Below are 22,070 nucleotides of genomic sequence, written 5' to 3'. Positions count from 1 at the left end.
TTCATCTGAGGAATGACAACAATGAGCAAGAAACTCAAAGCCGCGATCATCGGCTCGGGCAATATCGGCACCGACCTGATGATCAAGATCCTGCGCAACGCGCAGCATATCGAGATGTCGGTGATGGTCGGTATCGATCCGTCATCCGACGGTCTGGCCCGTGCCCAGCGCCTGGGCGTGGCCACCACCCACCAGGGCGTGGACGGCCTGGCGCAGATGCCGGAGTTCGCCGATATCGACTTCGTGTTCGATGCCACCAGCGCCGGCGCGCATGTGCGTAACGATGCACTGCTGCGCCAGCTCAAGCCCGGCCTGCGGATGATCGACCTGACGCCGGCGGCCATCGGCCCGTACTGCGTGCCGGTGGTGAACCTGGAGGAGCACCTGCAGCAGACCAACGTCAATATGGTCACCTGCGGTGGCCAGGCCACCATCCCCATGGTTGCCGCCGTGTCGCGGGTAGCCAAGGTGCATTACGGCGAGATTGTCGCCTCGATCAGCAGCAAGTCCGCCGGCCCCGGCACCCGGGCCAATATCGACGAGTTCACCGAGACCACCTCCAAGGCCATCGAGGTGATCGGCGGCGCCCGGAAGGGCAAGGCGATCATCATCATGAACCCGGCCGAGCCGCCACTGATCATGCGCGATACCGTGTTCGTGCTGTCGGAGCTGGTCGATCAGGACAAGGTCGCCGCCTCGGTCGAGGAAATGGCCGCCGCGGTGCAGCGCTATGTGCCGGGTTACCGCCTGAAACAGAAAGTGCAGTTCGATGTGATCCCCGATACCACGCCGGTCAACGTGCCGGGCATAGGACATATCGGCGGGCTGAAGACCTCAATCTTCCTCGAAGTCGAAGGCGCCGCCCACTACCTGCCGGCCTACGCCGGCAACCTCGACATCATGACCTCGGCGGCGCTGGCCACTGCCGAGCGCATGGCCCAGTCCATGTTGAATACAGGAGACGCCGCATGAGCTTCGATCCCGGCAAGAAACTCTATATCTCCGATGTGACCCTGCGCGATGGCAGCCATGCCATCCGCCACCAGTATTCGCTGCAGAATGCGGTGGATATCGCTCGTGCGCTGGATCAGGCGAAGGTCGATTCCATCGAAGTGGCCCACGGGGATGGCCTGCAGGGCTCCTCCTTCAACTACGGCTTTGCCGCGCATACCGACCTGGAATATATCGAGGCGGTGGCCGATGTGGTCAAGCACGCGAAAATCGCCACCTTGCTGCTGCCGGGTATCGGCACTGTACATGATCTGAAAGCCGCCTATGACGCCGGTGCCAGGGTGGTGCGGGTCGCCACCCATTGCACCGAAGCCGATGTATCGAAGCAGCATATCGAATATGCCCGCGAGCTGGGCATGGACACCGTCGGTTTCCTGATGATGAGCCACATGATCCCGGCACAGCAACTGGCCGAGCAGGGCAAGCTGATGGAAAGCTACGGCGCCACCTGCATCTATATGGCCGACTCCGGCGGGGCGATGAACATGCAGGATATCCGCGACCGCATGCGTGCGTTCAAGGATGCACTCGATCCGGCTACCCACACCGGTATGCATGCCCACCACAACCTCAGCCTGGGGGTGGCCAACTCGATCACCGCGGTGGAAGAGGGCTGCGACCGCATCGACGCCAGCCTGGCGGGTATGGGTGCCGGCGCCGGCAACGCGCCGCTGGAGGTGTTTATCGCCGCCGCCGAGCGCCTGGGCTGGAACCACGGTACCGATCTCTACACGCTGATGAACGCCGCCGACGATATCGTCCGCCCGCTGCAGGATCGCCCGGTGCGGGTCGACCGGGAAACCCTGGGGCTGGGCTATGCCGGGGTGTATTCCAGTTTCCTGCGGCATGCCGAGGTGGCGGCGGAGAAATACGGTCTCAAGACCCTGGATATCCTGGTCGAGCTGGGCAAGCGCCGCATGGTTGGTGGCCAGGAGGACATGATCGTCGACGTGGCGCTGGATCTGCTCAAGCAGCGCCAGGCCAACTGAATCACCCGGGGCACGCCGATGGTGGGCCCGTTACCAATACGCGATAACCACAAGAAGGAAAACCGAATGAGCCAGTTCACACAGGAAAACACCAGCAAGTTCGTCCAGACCGAAGACTGGAAGCTGCACTACAACGAGGCCGGGGAAGGGGAGGTGGTCATCATGCTGCACGGCTCCGGTGCCGGCGCTACCGGCTGGGCCAACTTCCACCGCAACGTCGATGCCTTCGTCGAGGCCGGTTACCGGGTGATCCTGCCGGACTACCCGGGCTGGGGCAAATCCGATCCGATCGTTACCGGCGAGCCGCGTTTCGACGTCAACGGCCGCGCCACCCGCCAGTTGATGGATGCTCTGGATATCGACCAGGCCCACCTGGTGGGCAATTCCATGGGCGGCGGCAGTGCACTGGCCTTCACCAAGGACAACCCTGAACGGGTCGGCAAGCTGATCCTGATGGGCGCTGGCGGGGTGGGCAAGACCAGCATCTTCACCCCGCTGCCGATGGAAGGCATCAAGCTGCTGTTCGATGTGTACAAGAATCCCAGTCCGCAAAGCCTGCGCCGGATGCTCGACGTGTTCGTCTACGACCCCAGTGCGCTGACCGATGAACTGATCGAGTTACGCTACCAGTCGATGATGGAGAACGGCCATCACCTGCCCAACTTCCTCAAGAGCGTGGAGATGAGCGGCTTCAATATGGGTGACTACACCAACGACCTGCCGAACATCCCGAACAAGACGTTGATTACCTGGGGCCGCGACGACCGTTTCGTACCCATCGACTGGAGCCTGAAGTTCCTCAACATGATCCCCAACTCGACCCTGCACGTATTCAGCCAATGCGGGCACTGGGCGCAGTGGGAGCATGCCGAGGAGTTCAACCGCCTGGTGATCGACTTCATCAAACACTGATCTCCCGCCGCACACGGGCCGCCCCGTAGCGGGGCGTGCCGCCTATCGATCTACAACCCTAACCAGGATGGTATCGACCTGCGCTACGCTGACGCCTACCGGCAAGTGGCCGAGCGCGAGGCCGGGTTGCTGCCTGAACCAGCGGCGGGGCTGCAGTGACACCCGCCGCATAGCAGAGAGAATGAATATGCCCGACAACCTTCGTACCAGCGGCTTGCTGCTGCTCGGTGCGCTGACCGCGGTGGCGCCGATGTCCACCGATATGTACCTGCCGGCGCTGCCGGCGATTGCCCTGGAGCTGGGGTTGCTGCCGGGGCAGGTGGAGCTGACCTTTTCCGCCTATTTCGTCGGCATGCTGCTGGGCATGCTGTGCTATGGGCCGCTCAGCGACCGTTTTGGCCGGCGTCCACCCTTGCTGTTCGGGCTCGGGCTGTACAGCCTGGCATCGCTGTTGATCGTCGCCAGCGCGTCGCTGGAGGGCTTGGTGCTGTTGCGCTTCCTGCAGGGGCTGGGTGGGTGTGCCGGGGCGGTGTTGACCGTGGCCATCGTCCGCGACCTGTGCCAGCCACTGCAGGCAGCCAGGGTGATGAGCATGATCACCCTGGTGATGGGGGCTGCGCCTATCTTCGCGCCGCTGCTCGGCGGTGCGTTGCTGGGGCTCTGGTACTGGCAGTCGATCTTCGCGCTGCTGGCCGGCTTTGGGTTGTCGTGTCTGCTGGGCATTGGCCTGCTGCTACCGGAAAGCCTGGCCCGGCCGACGTCGCAGCTGGCGCTGCGTCCGGTGTTCGCCGGTTACCTGGGGCTATTGCGGGATCGCCGTTTCATCGGCTTCTCGCTGTGCCAGGCCTGCACCACCGGGGCGATGTTCGCCTATATCGTCGGTTCGCCGTTCGTGCTGATCGAGCTGCACGGCATTCCGGCTGCGCAGTTCGGCTGGTTCTTCGGCATCAACGCCATCGGCCTGGTCGCCGCCAGCCAGTTGAACCGCTGGCTGCTGCGCCGGCACAGCCCGCGCCGGCTGCTGGCGCGTATGCTGTGGTTGCCGTTGCTGGCCGGGGCGCTGCTGATGCTGGACCTGCTCGCGGGGCATGTCGGGTTGTGGCTGATCCTGCCGGCGTTCTTCCTGCTGGTGTCCAGCGTCGGGCTGGTCGGTCCCAATGCCACCGCCCTGGCGCTGGCCGAGCAGGGCGAGCGCGCCGGGCTGGCCTCGGCGCTGCATGTGAGCCTGACCTTCGGCATGGGCATGTGCGCCAGCCTGCTGGTGGCGGCATTGCAGGACGGCAGCGTGCGCCCGCTGGCGCTGGTGATCTTCAGTTTCACCGTGGCTGGTCTGCTGGTCTATCACCTGCTGAGCGTGCGGCAACGGGAAGCGTTGCTGAGTGAGTCGCTGTGACTGAGCCCAGCCAGGGGTGTTCCCGGCGGCGCTGTGTCGAGATGGAACTCGACACTCCAAACCGCGTGATCCTATGAAATGTGGGGTTCATCATTCGCGTTGCTGGACGGAAGGCCGGGTTCCATCCCGGCCTGCGGTATCTCAGGCAGCGCTGTGTCGAGATGAAACGCTACACGCCAGTCAGCGTTTGCTCACCACCAGCTTCAGCGCTTTCCTGAATACCTCCAGTTCACCCTCGCTGAGTTCGGCGAAGATGTCGTCCTGTGCTTGATGCAGCATGTTCCACAGTTCCTCCAGCTTGGCGTGGCCGGCGCTGGTGACCCAGCGCTGGTTGCCCTTGATGTCCAGGTAGCCCTTGGTCTGCAGGTTGGCCATGGCGTCGGCCAGTTCGCGGGCGGGGATGGCGGCGGCCTGTTGCAGTTCGGCGATGCCCGCGTTGGGCGCGCTGTCGAGTACCAGCAGCAGGCGCGATTCGCTGTTGCGCATGCCAAGTTTCAGGTGCTGCTGGACGAAGCGCGGATGACTGGCACTGACTGCCTGGATCATCAGGTAGAACAGGTTGTCACCCAGCCGGGTGTGCAGCAGGTCGGCGGAGTCGTTCTGTTCCGTGACCTCCGGCTTGCGCCCGCGCGGGTGTGGCAGGACCATGGCATAGCTGCCCTGGTGATAGACCAGCGGTGGCTGGCTGAAGTCCTCGAATTGCTCGACCTGGCCGATGATCAGCCAGTGGTCGCCGGCGTCGATCCGTTGGAAGGTGGAACACTGGAAGTTGCCGGCGCAGCCTGGAAATACCGGCGCGCCGCCGAGTCCGGGCTGGTGCTCGATGCCATCGAACTTGTCTTCCTGGGGCCGGGCGAAGTGGTTGGACAGCTCGATCTGGCTGGAGGCCAGGATATTCACCGCGAAATGGCTGGCCTGCTGGAAGATGTCCCAGGTGCTGGAACGCTTGTCCAGGCTCCAGAGAATCAGCGGCGGGTCCAGCGATACCGAGTTGAAACTGTTGGCGGTGACACCGGCCTTGCGCCCGGTAGTATCGCAGGCGGTGACTATGGTCACGCCGCAGGCGAAGTTGCCCAAGGCGCGGCGGAACTGACGGGGGTCGAGGGGGGATTGTGCGTTTGTCATGGGGCTCCAGTGGCCCTGCATGCCACAGAGCCTTCGATGTACGGACTTGGCTCCATGCTAGCAAGCGCAGGGGTGAGGTCATTGGCGATAAGTTGAATGGGCTGTTCGCTTGAGTTGACTGACGCCACGGGGTGGGGTTGCTAGGCTTGAGCCCCTGATAACGACAAGACCATAGGAATCCCCAGATGACCATGCCCCTGCACCGGATGCGCCGCTGTGCGCCTCTCGCCTTGATCCTGTTGGCCTGCACGGCGCAGGCCCATGCCGACCAGGCCCCGGCCTGCGAGGCTGGCCCCGACTATCGGCCGCTGTGCGGCATCGCGCCGCCAGAGGACCTGGAGCTGTCCGCCGATGGCCAATACCTGTTCATGAGCGTGACACCCGGGCTGGCCGGTCAGCACCGCCCACGGCTGCGGGTCATGCAACTGGCCAGTGACAGCGTGGCGGACCTGGAAGTGAGTTACGCGGCGCAAGCCGGATGGGGCGAGGCCGGTTGTGCGGTCCCCGAGCAGGGTATCGGTGCCCATGGCATCCACCTGTCGGAGCGCAGCGATGGTCGCCAGCAGTTGCTGGTGGTCAACCATGCCGGGCGCGAAGCCATCGAGCTCATCGAGTTGCTGCCGGCGGAACAGGGCTGGCAGGCCGTCTGGCGCGGCTGCGTGGAGAACCCGGGGCAGGGCAAGTTCAACGATGTGGCGGCCACGCCGGACGGGGGCTTCGTCGCCACCGTGATGTTCGTGTCCGAGAGCATGCATCCGCCGCTGCCACTGGAGCAGTTGCTCGATGGTCGCGATACCGGCTACCTGATGCACTGGTCGGCGACGCAGCCACTACGCAAGCTGGAAGGCTCCGATGCGCCTTTTCCCAACGGCGTGCAGGTCTCGGCGGATGGGCAGAACGCCTGGTTCGCCTCCTGGACGGCGAACCAACTGTGGCGATATGAACTGGAGACCGGCGCCATTACCGCCAAGGTGGATACCGGCTATATGGTCGACAATCTCAATTGGGCCAGCGATGGGCGCCTGCTGGGGGCGGGCGTGCCTGATGCCGAGGCCTTTATCCGCTGCTTCGAGCAGCATATCGAGCACTGCCCGATGGCGGTACGGGTGTCGGCACTGGATACCGACAGCCTGGAACAGCAGATGCTGTTCAGCGCCGAGCCGGGCGTGATGTCCGGCGCCTCGGTGGCGACCCAGGTTGGCGACGAACTGTATGTTGGCACCTTCACCGGGGATCGCCTGCTGCGGGTGGCCGCCGACGGAGGGAACCATGATGCGCAGGACTGACTGGATCGCAGGGACGGCTGCGCTGCTGTTGGCGCTGGGGCTTGGTAACGTGGCGGCTGCCGAGCGCCCGAATATCCTGCTGATCATGGCCGATGACCTGGGCTTCTCCGACCTGGGCAGTTATGGCGGTGAGATCGACACGCCGAACCTCGACGCCCTGGCCGCCGAGGGGCTGCGCATGTCCAGCTTCTATACCGCGCCGACCTGCTCGCCGACCCGGGCGATGGTGATGTCGGGGACCGACAACCATCTGGTCGGCCTGGGGAGCATGGCGGAGGTGCTGCCGTTCCTGCCCCAGCTGCAGGGCCGCCCGGGCTATGAAGGGCACCTGAATGAGCATGCCCATTCGCTGCCGGCGCTGCTTGGCGAGGCGGGCTACAACACCTACCTGAGCGGCAAATGGCACCTGGGCAAGGCGCCGGAGCAGGACCCGCTGCGCCTGGGCTTCGACCGCGCCTTCGTGCTGCTCGATGGCGGCGCCAGTCATTTCCAGCCGCTGGCCGGCAGCCAGGTGCGGGTGGAGAACGTCAGCTATCGCGAGGATGGCCAGCCGGTCGAGGTACCGGCGGATTTCTTCTCCTCGGATTTCTATACCGACAAACTGATCGGCTACCTGGAACAGGGACGGGCCAGTGGCCGGCCATTCTTCGCCTGGGCTGCCTATACGGCGCCGCACTGGCCGCTGCATGCGCCGCAGGAATATATCGACAAGTACCGTGGGCGCTACGATGCCGGATATGAGGCCATCCGCGAGCAGCGCCTGGCCCGGCAGCGGGACAGTGGCCTGTTTCCGGTGGCGTTCCCCGCGGCAGCCCCGGCGGATGTGCCGAGCCCGCTGTGGCATCAGCTCGGCGTCCACGAGCAGGCTCGTCAGGCGCGACGGATGGAAGTGTATGCGGCCATGGTCGATCATCTGGACATGAATATCGGCCGGCTGATCGACTACCTCAAGCGCAGCGGGCAGTACGACAACACGCTGATCCTGTTCATTTCCGACAATGGCGCGGCCGGCGAGGATCACGCCAAGGGCTATTCCCCGGCCGACGCGCTGACCGATGATTCGCTGGCCAACATCGGCCGGCGTGGTTCCAATGTGAACTACGGCTTCCGTTGGGCGGAGGTCAGCTCGACGCCCTTCAGCCTGGTCAAGGGCACCGCTGCCGAAGGGGGTATCAGCTCACCGGCCATCGTCAGGTTGCCGGCCAGCCTGGCTGGTGGCGGTGCGGGGCAGGTGATCCATGACGTCGGGCGGGTCGATGACCTGCTGCCGACCTTCCTGGAACTGGCCGGGCAGGCTGACCCCGGTGACAGCTTCCAGGGCCGGCCCCGGCATCCGGTTACCGGCGTGTCGCTGCTGGGTGCCTGGCAGGGGCGGGGAATGGTGCGCGACAGGCCTCTGGCCGGGGAAATGTTCGGCCAGCCCTATGTGCGCCTGGGTGACTGGAAGTGGCGCTCGGCCGCCGCCCCGGATGGCAGCCCGGCCAGCCTGAGCCAGCCCTATGAATGGCAGCTGTTCAACCTGGCCGAGGATCGTGGGGAAACCCGGGACCTGGCCGCCGAGTATCCGGACAAGGTGGCCGAGCTGATGCGGGCGTGGGACGAGTATGCGAAGTGGGCGGGGCTACCGGAGGCGGATTGAGGGCGCTGTCCGAGCACCAGCTCGTACCAGGGTTTGCCGGCGGCCATGAGGTTGCAGGCTGGCTCCGCCTGTCGAGCTGGTACTCGACAATCCCAGGTTTGAGCCTCCTCTGCTGATTGCTGCGCCTAAACCAGGCTATCCATCAGCACCCGCACCTTGGTCAGGCTTTCCTGGTATTCGGCTTCCCCCTCGGAGTCGGCGACGATGGCGCCGCCGCCCCAACAGTACAGGCGGTCGTCCTGGTGTATCAGGCTGCGGATGGCGATGTTCAGGTCCATCTGCCCCTCGCAGCCGATATAGCCAATGCTGCCGCAGTACAGGCTGCGGCGTACCGGCTCCAGTTCCTCGATGATCTGCATGGCGCGGATCTTCGGCGCGCCGGTGATGGAGCCGCCGGGAAAGGCCCCGGCCAGCAGGTCCAGGGCGTCCAGCTGCGGTTTCAGCGTACCGGTCACGCTGCTGACCAGGTGATGCACGTTGGGGTAGCTCTCGATCCGGAACAGCTCCGGCACCCGCACGCTGCCAAAGGCGCAGGCGCGACCGAAGTCGTTGCGCAGCAGGTCGACGATCATCAGGTTCTCCGCGCGATCCTTGGCGCAGCCTTGCAGTTCCTCGGCCAGGGCACGATCCCGCTCCGGCGTGTCACCGCGCGGGCGGGTACCCTTGATCGGGCGGGTTTCGGCCTGCCCATCCTCGACCTTGATAAAACGCTCCGGCGACAGGCACAGCAGCGCCTGGCCGGGAAACTCCAGATAGGCGGCGAACGGCGTGGGGCAGGCCTGGCGCAGACGTTGGTAGGCATTCAGCGGGTCGCCCTGGCAGGGGGCCGAGAAACGCTGGGCTAGGTTGACCTGGTAGCAGTCGCCATCGCGGATGTAGCGCTGGATGCGCTCGAACGCCTGCAGGTAGGCTGATGGTGTCTGCTCCGCACTGAACGGTTGCAGCAGGTCGAACGGGCCGGGTTGCGGCGCGGCACCGGTCAGACGGGCGAGCAACTGCGCCTGCTCGCTTTTGTCGACAATCGGGTGGCAGACCAGCCAGCGCCGACACAACTGGTTGTCGCTGACCAGGCTCCAGCGGTAGATGCCCATCTGCAGGCTGGGCAGCTGGATATCGGCACGGGCCAGCGCCGGCATGCTTTCCAGCGCCCGGCCGAAGTCGTAGCTGATGAAGCCCAGCGCACCGGCGCCGAACGGCAGTTGCAGGTGCTCGGGCCAGCGCGCCGGGCCCAGTTCGGCGAGGGCCTGGCGCAGGCGTTCGATGGTCTGCCGGCCGGGCTCATCCGGCTGCGGCCGCAGCAGCGCCACAGGATCGGCGGCGAGGATGCTGTAGCGGCCCAGCGGATCGCCACTGGCGGCGGAGTCGAGCAGCACCGGGTGACCCAGGTCGCGAATGGCAAAAAGCCCTGGCAGCGGATCGGCCTGCCAGGGCAATTCGGTAATCTGGTAAGGGGTGGTCATGCGCTGGGTTCGGGCTCCGCCGGCGCTTCGTCCGCGCTGAGGAATACCGGTTTGCCGAAGTGCTTCTGGGAAAACGCCATGCGCTCCTCGACGGTTTCGGTCCTACCGGCTTTCTTCAGTTCGGCGATGTGCTTTTCCACCGTGTGGCAGCGGTGGGTCAGGCCGGCATCGTTGGCGATCTGGATGTTCAGGCCGGGGCGGGCGTTGAGTTCGAGGATCAGCGGGCCTTTCTTCTGGTCCAGCACCAGGTCCACGCCGATATAGCCCAGCCCGGACAGCTCGTAGCAGGCGGTGGCCAGGCGCATGAAACCGTCCCAGTCGGGCAACTGCACGCCGGCTACTTCGTTGGCGGTGTCCGGGTGCTTGCTGATCTTGTTGTTCAGCCAGGTGCCCTTGAGGGTGACGCCGGTGGTCAGGTCCACGCCGACGCCGATTGCGCCCTGGTGCAGGTTGGCCTTGCCGCCCGACTGGCGGGTCGGCAGGCGCAGCATGGCCATCACCGGGTAGCCCATGAGCACTATGATGCGGATATCCGGCACGCCCTCGTAGCTGATGCTTTTGAAGATCGGGTCCGGTTTCACCCGGTATTCGATCAACGCCCGGTCGCGGTGGCCGCCCAGGGAGTACAGCCCGGAGATGATGTTGGACAGGTGGTGCTCGATCTCGTCGTGACTGACGATCTTGCCGGATACGGTGCGGTAACGGCCCTCGTAGCGGTCACCGATGACCATGATGCCGTCACCGCCGGCACCCTGGGCCGGCTTGATGACGAAGTCCTTGTGGTTCTCCACCAGCTTGCTGAACTTGCCGATGTCCTTCTCGGTATCGATGATGCCGTACAGGTCGGGCACGTTGATATTGGCGGTGATGGCACGTTCCTTGGTCAGGATCTTGTCATCGACCACCGGGTACAGGTGGCGCTTGTTGTACTTCAGCACATAGTCCGCGTTGCGCCGATTGATGCCCATGACGCCATTGTCCCTGAGGGCTTTCCAGGTCTTCCAGAACATGCGGCTCTCCTCAACCCTGCTTGGTCAGCGCCTTGAAGCGCATCAGTTCGGTGAGGCGGTAGCCGCGGTAGCGACCCATGGCCAGCATGAAGCCCACCAGCACCAGCAGGATGGCCGGGAAGGTGAAGACGAAGTAGGTCAGCTCCGGGATGGTCATCAGCAGGTGCGACAGGGTCGCCGCGATCAGCGTGCCCAGGGCGACCTTGAAGGAATGGCCACCGCCGCGCTCCTCCCAGTTGATCGACAGGCGCTCGATGGTCATGGTCAGGATCACCATCGGGAACAGCGAGACCGACAGCGCACGCTCGATGCCCAGCTTGTGGCTGAACAGGCTGATCACCGCGATGATGATCACCACGAAGGTCAGCACGATGGACAGGCGCGGCAGCATCTGCAGCTTGAGGTGTTCCAGATAGGAGCGCAGCGACAGGCCCAGGGCGGTGATCAGGGTGAACAGCACGATACCCCAGCCGACCTGGGTCTCGCGGAAGGCCAGGGCGATCAGTACCGGGGTGAAGGTGCCCAGGGTCTGGATACCGATCAGGTTGCGCAGTACCAGGATCACCAGTACCCCGATCGGGATCATGATCATCACCTGGTAGACCTGCTGCGCCTGCAGCGGCAGGCCGTACAGCGAGTATTCGAGCAGCGCCGAGGGGCTGCTCTCGGTGGTCATCTTGGCCAGGCGCAGGGCGTTCATCTCGCTGTTGTTGACAGTGATGCTGACGCTGCCATTGCGAGCGCCTTCCAACTGCAGCATCGGCAGGTTGCCGGTCCACCAAACCAGACGGTTTTCCGGCATGCCCTGCTGCCCGGTTTCCGGATGGAAATACAACCAGCGCTCACCGTTGTGGCTGCGCAGCCAGAGTTCCGGCTCCTGGTTGGGAGTGGCTTCCAGGCGCACGGTATGCACCATCTCCAGCGGGATGCGCGCGTTGGACAGCAGGATGTCGATCACCCGCGCCTTGTCCATCGGGCTGCTCTGGCTGCCGAGCAGCAGGCGTACATTGTCATCGGTGATGTCGTTGACCCGGCGGATGGTCTCGCTGATGAAGGTCTCGATATCCGCCGAGTGCTGGCGAATCGGGTTGATCAGCGCGTCGGCGGCAATCTGTTCGGGGCCGTCCAGGGCGATCGGCTGGCGCGGAGCCGGCGGCGGCGACTCGATGGCTTCGGCGCCATAGCGCTGGGTCAGCACCAGGCGGTAGTAGAGTGTCTGCGAGCCGCTGGCGCGACGAGCTGACCAGGTTACCCGGCGGTTGCCGTTCTGCTGGTTGACGCTGACGCCATAGTTGTTGGAGATGAAACTTTCATTGAGGCTGACGAACTTCTGGTTCAGCGGCGGGATGAACAGTTGCGCCTTGACCGGTACTCCGCTGGTGGCACGGAATTCGACTTTGGCATCCAAGCTCCAGATATCGTCGGTTTCATCCTCGCGTACGGGGATGTCGAGTACATATATCTGATAGCCGGTAATCAGCAGGCCCAGACTGACCATCAGGGCAATGAGGATTTTCAGATGCGTATTGATCGATTGCATAGTGTTCTCAGCTGCGGTTTGAGACAGCTGCTCCATTCCCTGGATGTGATGGAAAAGGCAGCGTTAGGCAGGCGGCATAGTAGCATGCCAAGCAGACCGGCACCCAGAGGCAGAAGTTCCCCCGAATGTTTATCAAAATATCAGCGGGGAATAGGGATTGTTGACAATCTGTGTTTGTGAAGGGCATTATCTCGCTCAGTGAGCCGGATTTTGCCTTTCACTCCAATAAGGTTGTCGACAATTGGCTGATTCCAATAACGTGATTCCTGCTGCAACATTGTCCGACGGGGCTTTTCAGCGCCTGCAGACGGCGATTGTCAAAGGTGAGATCCCGCCGGGTACCCGCATCAGCGAGCAGTTTCTGTCCACCACCTACGGTATCAGCCGCGGCCCACTGCGCGAGGCCATTCGTCGTCTGGAAGGGCGGCGCCTGGTGGTGCGGGTGCCGCATGCCGGGGTGCGCGTGGTCTCGCTGAGCTATGAAGAGCTGATCGAGCTGTACCATGTGCGCGAAGCACTGGAGGGCATGGCCTGCCGGTTGGCAGCGCAGAACATGACCGACGAGGAAATCGCCAATCTGCGCGATATCCTGGCTACCCATGAGCGCCACGCCGGACTCAAGGCCAACCAGTCCTACTATCAGCAGGAAGGCGACCTGGATATCCACTTCGTGATCATCCAGGGCAGCAAGAATCAGACCCTCAGCGACATGCTCTGCGGCGACCTGTACCACCTGGTGCGCATGTATCGCTACAAGTTCTCGTCCACGCCCAAGCGTCCGCAGCAGGCGTTTGCCGAACACCACCGAATCATCGAAGCCATCGCCGATCGCGATGGTGAACTCGCGGAAATGCTGATGCGCCGTCATATCAGCGCATCTCGCCGCAATATCGAGCGTCGCATGCTGGAACAGCGTGACGCCAATACGTCCTCAGGAGGGAGCAATCAATGAACAAGACCCCAGGCCAACGTTTTCGTCAGGCGCTCGCGGAAGAACAACCCTTGCAGGTGATTGGCGCGATCAACGCCAACCACGCGCTGCTGGCCAAGCGTGCCGGCTTCAAGGCCATCTATCTGTCCGGTGGCGGTGTGGCCGCCGGCTCGCTGGGTCTGCCGGACCTGGGGATCAACACCCTGGAGGATGTGCTGATCGACGTGCGCCGCATCACCGATGTTTGCGACCTGCCGCTGCTGGTGGATATCGACACCGGCTTCGGCCCCAGTGCCTTCAATATCGAGCGCACGGTCAAGAGCCTGATCAAGGCCGGTGCCGCTGCCGCGCACATCGAGGACCAGGTTGGCGCCAAGCGCTGCGGTCACCGTCCGGGCAAGGAGATCGTCTCCACCGAGGAGATGGTCGACCGGGTGCGGGCGGCGGCGGACGCCAGGACCGATCCGGATTTCTTCCTGATCGCCCGTACCGATGCCATCCAGGCTGAGGGTGTGGAAGCGGCGCTTGAGCGCTGCAAACGCTACGTTGAAGCGGGTGCCGATGCGATTTTCGCCGAGGCCGCCTACGACCTGCCGACCTACGAGCGCTTCGTCAAGGAGCTGAACGTGCCGGTGCTGGCCAACATTACCGAATTCGGCGCTACGCCGCTGTTCACCCGCGAGGAGCTGGCCTCGGTGGGTGTGGCCATTCAGTTGTACCCGCTGTCGGCCTTCCGCGCAGCGAACAAGGCGGCGGAAAACGTCTACAACGCCATCCGCACCGAAGGCCATCAGCAGAATGTCATCGAGACCATGCAGACTCGCATGGAGCTGTACGACCGTATCGGCTATCACGCCTTCGAGCAGAAACTGGATGCGCTGTTTGCCGCCGGCAAGAAGTGAAACCACTGAAGACAATAAAAGCACCCGACCGGGTCCAAGTGAGGAGAACGCCATGAGCGCCAACGAATCGACCACCCCGACCTTCAAGCCGAAGAAATCGGTCGCCCTGAGCGGTACCGCTGCCGGCAATACCGCGCTGTGCACCGTCGGTCGCAGCGGTAACGACCTGCATTACCGTGGTTACGACATCCTGGATGTGGCGACCACCTGCGAGTTCGAGGAAATCGCCCACTTGCTGGTGCACGGCAAGCTGCCCACCGAGGCTGAGCTGGCGGCGTACAAGGCCAAGCTCAAAGCCCTGCGTGGCCTGCCGGCAGCGGTGATGAGCGCCCTGGAACAACTGCCGCCGTCGGCCCATCCGATGGACGTGATGCGTACCGGTGTGTCGGTGCTCGGCTGCCTGACCCCGGAGAAGGATGACCACAACCACCCGGGCGCGCGGGATATCGCCGACAAGCTGATGGCCTCGCTGGGTTCCATGCTGCTGTACTGGTACCACTACAGCCACAACGGCAAATGCATCGATGTGGAAACCGACGACGACTCCATCGGCGGTCACTTCCTGCACCTGCTGCACGGCGAGAAGCCGCGTGAGTCCTGGGTACGGGCCATGCACACCTCGCTGAACCTGTATGCCGAGCATGAGTTCAACGCCTCGACCTTCACCAGCCGGGTGATCGCCGGTACCGGTTCGGACATGTTCTCCTGTATCGCCGGCGCCATCGGCGCACTGCGCGGGCCGAAGCACGGTGGCGCCAACGAGGTGGCCTTCGAGATCCAGAAGCGCTACGACAACCCGGATGAGGCCGAGGCCGACATCCGCGCCCGGGTCGAGAAGAAGGAAGTGGTCATCGGCTTCGGCCACCCGGTCTACACCGTCTCCGATCCGCGCAACCAGGTGATCAAGCAGGTCGCCGAGGAGCTGTCCCAGGAGCAGGGCAATACCAAGATGTATGACATCGCCGAGCGCCTGGAAAGCACCATGTGGGAAATCAAGAAGATGTTCCCCAACCTCGACTGGTTCAGCGCCGTGAGCTACCACATGATGGGCGTACCCACCGCCATGTTCACCCCGCTGTTCGTCATCGCCCGCACTGCCGGTTGGTCGGCGCACGTCATCGAGCAGCGTATCGACGGCAAGATCATCCGTCCCAGCGCCAACTATGTCGGGCCGGAAGATCTGCAGTTCGTGGCGTTGAAGGATCGTAAGTAATTATCTGGGGGGCCGCTCCCCCTCTCCCCAACCCCTCTCCCGCAAGGGGAGAGGGGCTTTGGACCGTGCAGGGCGTTGATCAGTTGCATGGCCTGCTCCCTCTCCCTTGACGGGAGAGGGCTGGGGAGAGGGTGAGACAGACTCCGACTAAAACACAGGCTCGACCATGAATACCCAATACCGTGAAAACCTGCCAGGTACCAACCTGGACTACTACAACGCCCCAGCCGCCGTGGATGCCATCCAGCCCGGTGCCTGGGCCAAATTGCCCTATACCTCGCGGGTGCTGGCCGAGCAGCTGGTGCGCCGCTGCGATCCCACGGCACTGACCGATTCGCTGAAACAGCTGATCGAGCGCAAGCGCGACCTGGACTTCCCCTGGTACCCGGCGCGGGTGGTCTGCCATGACATTCTCGGCCAGACCGCACTGGTCGATCTGGCCGGCCTGCGTGACGCCATCGCCGAGCAGGGCGGGGACCCGTCGCTGGTCAACCCGGTGGTGCCGACCCAACTGATCGTCGACCACTCGCTGGCCGTCGAGCACGCCGGCTTCGAGGCGGATGCCTTCGAGAAGAACCGTGCCATCGAGGACCGCCGCAACGAGGACCGCTTCCACTTCATCGAGTGGACCAAGACCGCGTTCAAGAACGTCGACGTGATCCCCGCCGGCAACGGCATCATGCACCAGATCAACCTGGAGAAGATGAGCCCGGTGATCCAGGCCCGCGATGGCGTGGCCTTCCCGGATACCTGCGTGGGCACCGACTCGCACACCCCGCACGTCGATGCGCTGGGCGTGATCGCCATCGGTGTCGGCGGTCTGGAAGCCGAGACCGTGATGCTCGGCCGTCCCTCCATGATGCGTCTGCCCGACATCGTCGGTGTCAAGCTGACCGGCAAACGCCAGCCGGGTATCACCGCAACCGATATCGTGCTGGCGCTGACCGAGTTCCTGCGCCAGGAACGGGTGGTGGGCGCCTATGTCGAGTTCTTCGGCGAAGGCGCCGACAGCCTGACCATCGGTGACCGCGCGACCATCTCCAACATGTGCCCGGAGTACGGCGCCACCGCAGCGATGTTCTACATCGATGGTCAGACCATCGACTATCTGAAGCTGACCGGCCGCGAGCCGGAGCAGGTCGCGCTGGTCGAGCAGTATGCCAAACAGCTGGGCCTGTGGAGCAGTGCGCTGACCACCGCCGAGTACGAGCGAGTGCTGGAGTTCGACCTGTCCAGCGTGGTGCGCAACCTGGCGGGCCCGTCCAACCCGCATCGCCGCCTGCCGACCTCGGCGCTGGCCGAGCGTGGCATCGCCGACGAAGCCAAGCTGGAAGCCGGCCGGGCGGAGGAGGCCGAAGGCCTGATGCCCGACGGCGCGGTGATCATCGCCGCGATCACCAGCTGCACCAACACCTCCAACCCGCGCAACGTGGTCGCCGCCGGCCTGGTGGCGAAGAAGGCCAACGAGCTGGGCCTGGTGCGCAAGCCCTGGGTCAAGACCTCCTTCGCTCCGGGCTCCAAGGTTGCCCGCCTGTACCTGGAAGAGGCCGGACTGCTGCCGGAGCTGGAGAAGCTCGGCTTCGGTATCGTCGCCTATGCCTGCACCACCTGTAACGGCATGTCCGGCGCGCTGGACCCGGTGATCCAGCAGGAAATCATCGAGCGCGACCTGTACGCTACCGCGGTGCTGTCCGGTAACCGCAACTTCGATGGCCGTATCCACCCCTACGCCAAGCAGGCCTTCCTCGCCTCGCCGCCGCTGGTGGTGGCCTACGCCATTGCCGGTACCGTGCGCTTCGATATCGAGCAGGACGTGCTGGCCCGCGACCAGAACGGCAACCCGGTGACCCTGAAGGACCTGTGGCCGAGCGACGAGGAAATCGACGCCATCGTCGCCTCCAGCGTCAAGCCCGAGCAGTTCAAGCAGGTGTACATCCCGATGTTCGACCTGGGCACCATCCAGGAAGCGGAAAGCCCGCTGTACGACTGGCGGCCGATGTCCACCTATATCCGTCGCCCGCCGTACTGGGAAGGCGCCCTGGCCGGTGAGCGCACGCTCAAGGGCATGCGCCCGCTGGCGATCCTGCCGGACAACATCACCACCGACCACCTGTCGCCGTCCAACGCGATTCTGATGGACAGCGCCGCTGGTGAATACCTGCACAAGATGGGCCTGCCGGAGGAGGACTTCAACTCCTACGCCACCCACCGCGGCGACCACCTGACCGCCCAGCGCGCCACCTTCGCCAACCCGAAACTGTTCAACGAGATGGTGTTGAACGACGACGGCAGCGTGAAGCAGGGCTCGCTGGCCCGGGTCGAGCCGGAAGGCGAGGTGATGCGCATGTGGGAAGCCATCGAAACCTACATGAACCGCAAGCAGCCGCTGATCATCGTCGCCGGCGCCGACTACGGCCAGGGTAGTTCCCGTGACTGGGCGGCCAAGGGCGTGCGCCTGGCCGGTGTGGAAGCGATCGCCGCCGAAGGCTTCGAGCGCATCCACCGTACCAACCTGATCGGCATGGGCGTGTTGCCGCTGGAGTTCAAGCCGGGCACCACCCGCAAGACCCTGGGGCTGGATGGGACCGAGACCTACGATGTGGTGGGTACCCCGGCGCCGCGCGCCGAGTTGACGCTGGTGATCAATCGTCAGAACGGCGAGCGGGTCGAGGTGCCGATGACCTGCCGACTGGACAGTGACGAGGAAGTCACCGTGTACGAGGCGGGTGGGGTGCTGCAGCGGTTTGCTCAGGACTTTCTGGAAGGGAAGGTGTAGAACCCGGCTCACCCTCTCCCCCGGCCCCTCTCCCGTAAAGGGAGAGGGGTGACTGTGGGGAAACGCAGTGCTACTTCTGCGGGCTCGGACCAACTCCCTCTCCCCTCGTGGGAGAGGGCTGGGGAGAGGGGGAAAGGACCAGCCCTTTAATTTGAACCGGTTCACGTCCTGGCACTCACCCATGTGACGCCAGTGAAGCGGCAACGCAGACTCCAGTCATCACCTGATGACAGGGCAAGTCTGCATGAACCAGAAACACTTCGCCAAACACCTGCGCAGCAACATGACCGGCGCCGAGCAACTGCTCTGGCGCCATCTGCGCGGCCACCGGTTGGCGGAACAGAAATTCCGGCGTCAGCAACCGCTGGGGCCTTATGTGGTGGATTTTGTGCATTTCGCTGCGCGGTTGATCGTCGAGGCCGATGGCGGGCAACACAACGCCAGCGCGCATGATGCGCAGCGCGATGCATGGTTGAAGGCGCAGGGCTTTCGGGTTCTGCGGTTCTGGAATAACGAGATACTGCTGAACACGGATGAGGTGTTGGCGGTGATATTTGAGGCGGTGGGTGGTTCCCCCTCTCCCCCGGCCCCTCTCCCACGAGGGGAGAGGGGTGACTGATGCGGACGTGACTGCGTACTCCTGACACAGGTGGTGCCAGACAATGCTTGGCTGCAGAGCAAGCACGGCCAAGCTCCCTCTCCCCTCGCGGGAGAGGGGCCGGGGGAGAGGGGGCCGCTCCTTCAGGAGTACTACAACATGACCCAGGCAACACAAATCAGAATCCCCGCGACCTACATGCGTGGCGGCACCAGCAAGGGCGTTTTCTTCCGCCTGCAAGACCTGCCGGTATCCTGCCAGGCGCCGGGCGAGGCGCGGGATCGGCTGTTCATGCGGGTGATCGGCAGTCCCGACCCCTACGCCGCGCACATCGACGGCATGGGCGGCGCAACCTCCAGCACCAGCAAGTGCGTGATCCTGTCGAAAAGCAGCCAGCCGGAGCACGATGTCGACTACCTCTATGGCCAGGTATCGATCGACAGTCCCTTCGTCGATTGGAGCGGCAACTGCGGCAACCTGTCCACCGCGGCCGGGGCTTTTGCCATCCATGCCGGGCTGGTCGATCCGGCGCGCATTCCCGAGAACGGCGTATGCACAGTGCGTGTGTGGCAGGCCAATATCGGCAAGACCATCATTGCCCAGGTTCCGGTGATCAATGGCCAGGTGCAGGAGCTGGGTGATTTCGAGCTGGACGGGGTGACCTTCCCGGCGGCCGAGATCGTGCTGGAGTTTCTCGATCCGTCCGATGATGGCGAGGAGGGCGGCTCGATGTTCCCCACTGGTAACCTGGTCGATGACCTTGAGGTGCCGGGCATGGGCACGCTGAAGGCGACCATGATCACCGCCGGTATCCCGACGGTGTTCGTCAATGCCGAGGACATCGGCTACCAGGGCACTGAACTGCGTGAGGATATCAACGGCGATGTCGAGGCGCTGGCGCGCTTCGAGGCGATCCGCGTTGCCGGGGCGTTGCGCATGGGGCTGATCAGCAAGCCGGAGGAAGCTGCCAAGCGCCAGCATACGCCGAAGATCGCCTTCGTCTCCCGGCCCAAGAACTACCGGGCCTCCAGCGGCAAGCAGATCCAGGCCGGTGAGGTCGACCTGCTGGTGCGTGCACTGTCCATGGGCAAGCTGCATCACGCCATGATGGGTACCGCTGCGGTGGCGATCGGCACCGCAGCGGCGATTCCCGGCACTCTGGTCAACCAGGCCGCTGGCGGCGGTGAGCGAGAGGCGGTGCGTTTCGGGCATCCGTCCGGGACCCTGCGGGTGGGTGCCGAGGCGCGGCAGGTGAATGGCGAATGGCAGGTGACCAAGGCGATCATGAGTCGCAGCGCGCGGATTCTCATGGAAGGCTGGGTGCGCGTGCCGGGCGATACCGTCTGAGGCGCGACAGCTCACGCAAAGGCCCTGCCAGATTCGTTCGGCGGGGCCTTTTACGTCCTGGGCGGTGCCGATCCAGGAACAATCGTGCCGATCACATTTGAACTGACCCGGGGATTTACCCTAACCTGCACTCCACATCCTGAAACCCGTGTTCATATCGAGTGGAGAGCAATAATGGATCTGAATCTAGCCGGTAAGCGTGCCCTGGTCGGCGGGGCCAGCCAGGGCTTGGGCGCCGCCTGTGCCCGGCAGCTGGCCTTGCAGGGGGCGGAGGTTATCGCGCTGGCGCGCAGCGAGGACAAGCTCGCGGAGCTGGTCGCGCAACTGCCTGCGGCCGAGGGCCAGAAGCATGGCTACATCTGTGTCGACTCCACCGATCTGCCGGCGCTGACGGTAGCGCTGCAGACGGAGATCGAACAGGGTGGCGCTATTGCTGTGTGGCTCAACAATACCGGCGGCCCGGCGCCCGGGCCGGCGCACCTGGCGGCGCCGGAAAGCTATGCCATCGCCTTCCAGCAGCACCTGTTGAGCAGCCAGACGATCCTGCAGTTGCTGCTGCCGGGCATGCGTGAGTTCGGCTATGGGCGCATCATCAATGTGCTGTCGACCTCGGTGAAGGGGCCGTTGCCCAATCTGGGGGTGTCCAACAGCATTCGCGCAGCCATGGCCAGCTGGGCCAAGACACTGGCCAATGAGCTGGCGGCCAGCGGTATCACGGTGAATAACGTATTGCCGGGCCTGACCCGTACCGCGCGCCTGGAAAGCCTGGTGGCCTATCGTGCGCAGGCGGCCGGCAAGACCGGACAGGAGGCCGAGCAGGAGCTGTTGCAGAGCATTCCGGCCCGGCGCTTCGCCGAGCCGGAGGAGTTCGCCAACGCGGTGGGCTTTCTCGCATCACCGGCAGCAGCCTTCATCAACGGCATCAACCTGCCGGTCGATGGCGGGGCCACCGCCAGTCTGTAACGGGAAGGGGAAAGCAGCCAGCCGGGTGCTGGCTGCCCACGCCTGTATCAGCTGTGCAGCTTCTCGCAGGCGATGAGGGTGTTTTCCAGCAGGCAGGCGCGGGTCATCGGGCCGACACCGCCGGGAACCGGGGTGATCCAGGCTGCCCGCTCGGCGGCGGCGTCGAAGTCCACGTCGCCACGCAGACGGCCGTCTTCCATGCGGTTTATACCGACATCGATGACGATGGCGCCGGGCTTGATCCACTCGCCCTTGACCAGGCCGGGTTTGCCGACGGCCACCACCACCAGGTCGGAGCGGCGCACATGCTGTTCCAGATCATTGGTGAAGCGGTGTGCCACTGTGGTGGTGCAGCCGGCCAGCAGCAGTTCCAGAGCCATTGGTCGTCCGACGATATTGGAGGCGCCGACCACGGTGGCATTCAACCCATAAGGGCTGACGCCCGTGCTTTTCAGCAGGCGGATGATGCCCAGTGGCGTGCACGGGCGCAGCAACGGCATGCGCTGGGCCAGGCGACCGATATTGTAGGGGTGGAAGCCGTCGACGTCCTTGTCCGGGCGAATCCGTTCCAGCAGCAGCGAGGAGTCCAGGTGGGCCGGGAGTGGCAGCTGGACCAGAATACCGTCGACGGTTGGGTCTTCATTGAGCTGATCGATCAGGTTGAGCAGGTCTTCCTGGCTGGTGTCGGCCGGCAGGTCGTGCGAGCTGGAGATGAAACCGACCTCCTCGCAGTCCTTGCGCTTGTGCGCCACATAGACCTGGGAGGCGGGGTCGCTACCCACCAGAATGACAGCAAGACCTGGAATGCGCAGGCCTTGCTGTTTGCGTTGGGCGACCTTGTCGGCGATCTCGCGCCGGAGATTGGCGGCAATCTGTTTGCCATCGATCAGTTGGGCTTTCATGATGTTCCTGGGCAGTACATAGAATGGGGCGATTGTCGCATGTGACGGGGCTTTGGCAAAAGGGCGTGGGCGG

18 protein-coding genes are annotated in these 22,070 nt (G+C 64.1%); 13 read left to right on the top strand and 5 right to left on the bottom strand.

The window, feature by feature from the left end; all coding sequences use genetic code 11:
* Nucleotides 1–21 precede the first annotated feature (21 nt).
* The 4 genes from H6X51_RS03305 (at nt 22) to H6X51_RS03290 (ending at nt 4,305) form a co-directional block, all read left to right on the top strand.
* Complete coding sequence (locus H6X51_RS03305; RefSeq protein WP_185266081.1) at nt 22–972, top strand: acetaldehyde dehydrogenase (acetylating); 951 nt, start codon at nt 22–24, stop codon at nt 970–972.
* Nucleotides 969–2,000 carry a 4-hydroxy-2-oxovalerate aldolase gene (dmpG, locus tag H6X51_RS03300; protein WP_185266080.1) on the top strand — a complete coding sequence of 344 codons (1,032 nt, stop codon included), beginning with the start codon at nt 969–971 and terminating at the stop codon, nt 1,998–2,000. Before H6X51_RS03305 ends, dmpG begins: the two co-directional genes overlap by 4 nt.
* Before the next feature lie 66 nt (nt 2,001–2,066).
* Nucleotides 2,067–2,912, top strand: coding sequence for an alpha/beta fold hydrolase (locus H6X51_RS03295; RefSeq protein WP_185266079.1), 846 nt, complete (start codon nt 2,067–2,069; stop codon nt 2,910–2,912).
* A 187-nt stretch (nt 2,913–3,099) separates the two neighbouring features.
* On the top strand, nt 3,100–4,305 hold the full coding sequence (locus H6X51_RS03290; protein ID WP_185266078.1) for a multidrug effflux MFS transporter: 1,206 nt from the start codon (nt 3,100–3,102) through the stop codon (nt 4,303–4,305).
* Between the two features lie 180 nt (nt 4,306–4,485).
* On the opposite strand, the gene H6X51_RS03285 is transcribed toward H6X51_RS03290, so the two are convergent.
* A complete protein-coding gene (locus H6X51_RS03285) occupies nt 4,486–5,430 on the bottom strand; it encodes a p-hydroxyphenylacetate 3-hydroxylase reductase component (RefSeq protein WP_185266077.1) in 945 nt (314 codons plus the stop codon).
* Nucleotides 5,431–5,615: 185 nt separating this feature from the next.
* On the opposite strand from H6X51_RS03285, the gene H6X51_RS03280 reads away from it, so the two are divergent.
* Nucleotides 5,616–6,716: an SMP-30/gluconolactonase/LRE family protein gene (locus tag H6X51_RS03280; protein ID WP_185266076.1), complete on the top strand. Its 1,101-nt coding sequence runs from the start codon at nt 5,616–5,618 to the stop codon at nt 6,714–6,716.
* Nucleotides 6,700–8,355, top strand: a complete 1,656-nt coding sequence (locus tag H6X51_RS03275; RefSeq protein ID WP_235991221.1) for an arylsulfatase — start codon at nt 6,700–6,702, stop codon at nt 8,353–8,355. The genes H6X51_RS03280 and H6X51_RS03275 overlap by 17 nt, the downstream gene beginning before the upstream one ends.
* Nucleotides 8,356–8,480: 125 nt before the next feature.
* Here the strand turns inward: H6X51_RS03275 and pabB are convergent, their stop codons facing one another.
* From pabB to rloB, 3 genes are read right to left on the bottom strand one after another with little or no spacing between them, the layout of a single operon-like run.
* Nucleotides 8,481–9,815: an aminodeoxychorismate synthase component I gene (gene pabB / locus H6X51_RS03270; RefSeq protein WP_185266075.1), complete on the bottom strand. Its 1,335-nt coding sequence runs from the start codon at nt 9,813–9,815 to the stop codon at nt 8,481–8,483.
* A complete protein-coding gene (locus tag H6X51_RS03265; RefSeq protein ID WP_185266074.1) occupies nt 9,812–10,825 on the bottom strand; it encodes an alpha-L-glutamate ligase-like protein in 1,014 nt (337 codons plus the stop codon). The genes pabB and H6X51_RS03265 overlap by 4 nt, the downstream gene beginning before the upstream one ends.
* A gap of 10 nt (nt 10,826–10,835) precedes the next feature.
* The gene (rloB, locus tag H6X51_RS03260) at nt 10,836–12,365 is read right to left on the bottom strand and encodes an osmotic stress tolerance membrane protein RloB (RefSeq protein WP_185266073.1); all 1,530 of its coding nucleotides are present in this window, start codon (nt 12,363–12,365) and stop codon (nt 10,836–10,838) included.
* A 241-nt stretch (nt 12,366–12,606) separates the two neighbouring features.
* On the opposite strand from rloB, the gene H6X51_RS03255 reads away from it, so the two are divergent.
* The 7 genes from H6X51_RS03255 to H6X51_RS03225 all read left to right on the top strand — a co-directional run bounded on the left by H6X51_RS03255 (nt 12,607) and on the right by H6X51_RS03225 (nt 21,095).
* Nucleotides 12,607–13,317: a GntR family transcriptional regulator gene (locus tag H6X51_RS03255; RefSeq protein WP_185266072.1), complete on the top strand. Its 711-nt coding sequence runs from the start codon at nt 12,607–12,609 to the stop codon at nt 13,315–13,317.
* Nucleotides 13,314–14,198 (top strand): methylisocitrate lyase, encoded by an 885-nt coding sequence (gene prpB, locus H6X51_RS03250; protein ID WP_185266071.1) that lies wholly within the window; start codon nt 13,314–13,316, stop codon nt 14,196–14,198. The genes H6X51_RS03255 and prpB overlap by 4 nt, the downstream gene beginning before the upstream one ends.
* Nucleotides 14,199–14,250: 52 nt before the next feature.
* Nucleotides 14,251–15,411 (top strand): bifunctional 2-methylcitrate synthase/citrate synthase, encoded by a 1,161-nt coding sequence (gene prpC / locus H6X51_RS03245; protein ID WP_185266070.1) that lies wholly within the window; start codon nt 14,251–14,253, stop codon nt 15,409–15,411.
* Nucleotides 15,412–15,577: 166 nt separating this feature from the next.
* Nucleotides 15,578–18,187, top strand: coding sequence for a Fe/S-dependent 2-methylisocitrate dehydratase AcnD (acnD, locus tag H6X51_RS03240; protein WP_185266069.1), 2,610 nt, complete (start codon nt 15,578–15,580; stop codon nt 18,185–18,187).
* Between the two features lie 244 nt (nt 18,188–18,431).
* The gene (locus tag H6X51_RS03235) at nt 18,432–18,806 is read left to right on the top strand and encodes an endonuclease domain-containing protein (RefSeq protein ID WP_185266068.1); all 375 of its coding nucleotides are present in this window, start codon (nt 18,432–18,434) and stop codon (nt 18,804–18,806) included.
* A 138-nt stretch (nt 18,807–18,944) separates the two neighbouring features.
* Entirely contained in the window at nt 18,945–20,132 is a 1,188-nt protein-coding gene (gene prpF, locus H6X51_RS03230) for a 2-methylaconitate cis-trans isomerase PrpF (protein WP_185266067.1), read from the top strand.
* Between the two features lie 174 nt (nt 20,133–20,306).
* On the top strand, nt 20,307–21,095 hold the full coding sequence (locus H6X51_RS03225; RefSeq protein ID WP_185266066.1) for an SDR family oxidoreductase: 789 nt from the start codon (nt 20,307–20,309) through the stop codon (nt 21,093–21,095).
* A gap of 47 nt (nt 21,096–21,142) precedes the next feature.
* Here the strand turns inward: H6X51_RS03225 and folD are convergent, their stop codons facing one another.
* Nucleotides 21,143–21,997, bottom strand: coding sequence for a bifunctional methylenetetrahydrofolate dehydrogenase/methenyltetrahydrofolate cyclohydrolase FolD (gene folD / locus H6X51_RS03220; RefSeq protein WP_185266065.1), 855 nt, complete (start codon nt 21,995–21,997; stop codon nt 21,143–21,145).
* Between the last annotated feature and the right edge of the window lie 73 nt (nt 21,998–22,070).

It is taken from the genome of Halopseudomonas xiamenensis (genome assembly GCF_014219065.1).
In the GTDB taxonomy this organism is placed as follows: Bacteria; Pseudomonadota; Gammaproteobacteria; order Pseudomonadales; family Pseudomonadaceae; genus Halopseudomonas; species Halopseudomonas xiamenensis.
This window is presented reverse-complemented; position numbering and strand designations above follow the sequence as displayed.

Bases quoted from the DNA above. Each gene is read 5' to 3' on its own strand.
- H6X51_RS03285 (WP_185266077.1), bottom strand. From the start codon at position 5,430: ATGACAAACGCACAATCCCCCCTCGACCCCCGTCAGTTCCGCCGCGCC.
- H6X51_RS03280 (WP_185266076.1), top strand. From the start codon at position 5,616: ATGACCATGCCCCTGCACCGGATGCGCCGCTGTGCGCCTCTCGCCTTG.
- dmpG (WP_185266080.1), top strand. From the start codon at position 969: ATGAGCTTCGATCCCGGCAAGAAACTCTATATCTCCGATGTGACCCTG.
- H6X51_RS03305 (WP_185266081.1), top strand. From the start codon at position 22: ATGAGCAAGAAACTCAAAGCCGCGATCATCGGCTCGGGCAATATCGGC.
- H6X51_RS03295 (WP_185266079.1), top strand. From the start codon at position 2,067: ATGAGCCAGTTCACACAGGAAAACACCAGCAAGTTCGTCCAGACCGAA.
- pabB (WP_185266075.1), bottom strand. From the start codon at position 9,815: ATGACCACCCCTTACCAGATTACCGAATTGCCCTGGCAGGCCGATCCG.
- folD (WP_185266065.1), bottom strand. From the start codon at position 21,997: ATGAAAGCCCAACTGATCGATGGCAAACAGATTGCCGCCAATCTCCGG.
- H6X51_RS03225 (WP_185266066.1), top strand. From the start codon at position 20,307: ATGGATCTGAATCTAGCCGGTAAGCGTGCCCTGGTCGGCGGGGCCAGC.
- rloB (WP_185266073.1), bottom strand. From the start codon at position 12,365: ATGCAATCGATCAATACGCATCTGAAAATCCTCATTGCCCTGATGGTC.
- prpB (WP_185266071.1), top strand. From the start codon at position 13,314: ATGAACAAGACCCCAGGCCAACGTTTTCGTCAGGCGCTCGCGGAAGAA.
- H6X51_RS03290 (WP_185266078.1), top strand. From the start codon at position 3,100: ATGCCCGACAACCTTCGTACCAGCGGCTTGCTGCTGCTCGGTGCGCTG.
- acnD (WP_185266069.1), top strand. From the start codon at position 15,578: ATGAATACCCAATACCGTGAAAACCTGCCAGGTACCAACCTGGACTAC.
- H6X51_RS03275 (WP_235991221.1), top strand. From the start codon at position 6,700: ATGATGCGCAGGACTGACTGGATCGCAGGGACGGCTGCGCTGCTGTTG.
- H6X51_RS03265 (WP_185266074.1), bottom strand. From the start codon at position 10,825: ATGTTCTGGAAGACCTGGAAAGCCCTCAGGGACAATGGCGTCATGGGC.
- prpF (WP_185266067.1), top strand. From the start codon at position 18,945: ATGACCCAGGCAACACAAATCAGAATCCCCGCGACCTACATGCGTGGC.
- H6X51_RS03235 (WP_185266068.1), top strand. From the start codon at position 18,432: ATGAACCAGAAACACTTCGCCAAACACCTGCGCAGCAACATGACCGGC.
- prpC (WP_185266070.1), top strand. From the start codon at position 14,251: ATGAGCGCCAACGAATCGACCACCCCGACCTTCAAGCCGAAGAAATCG.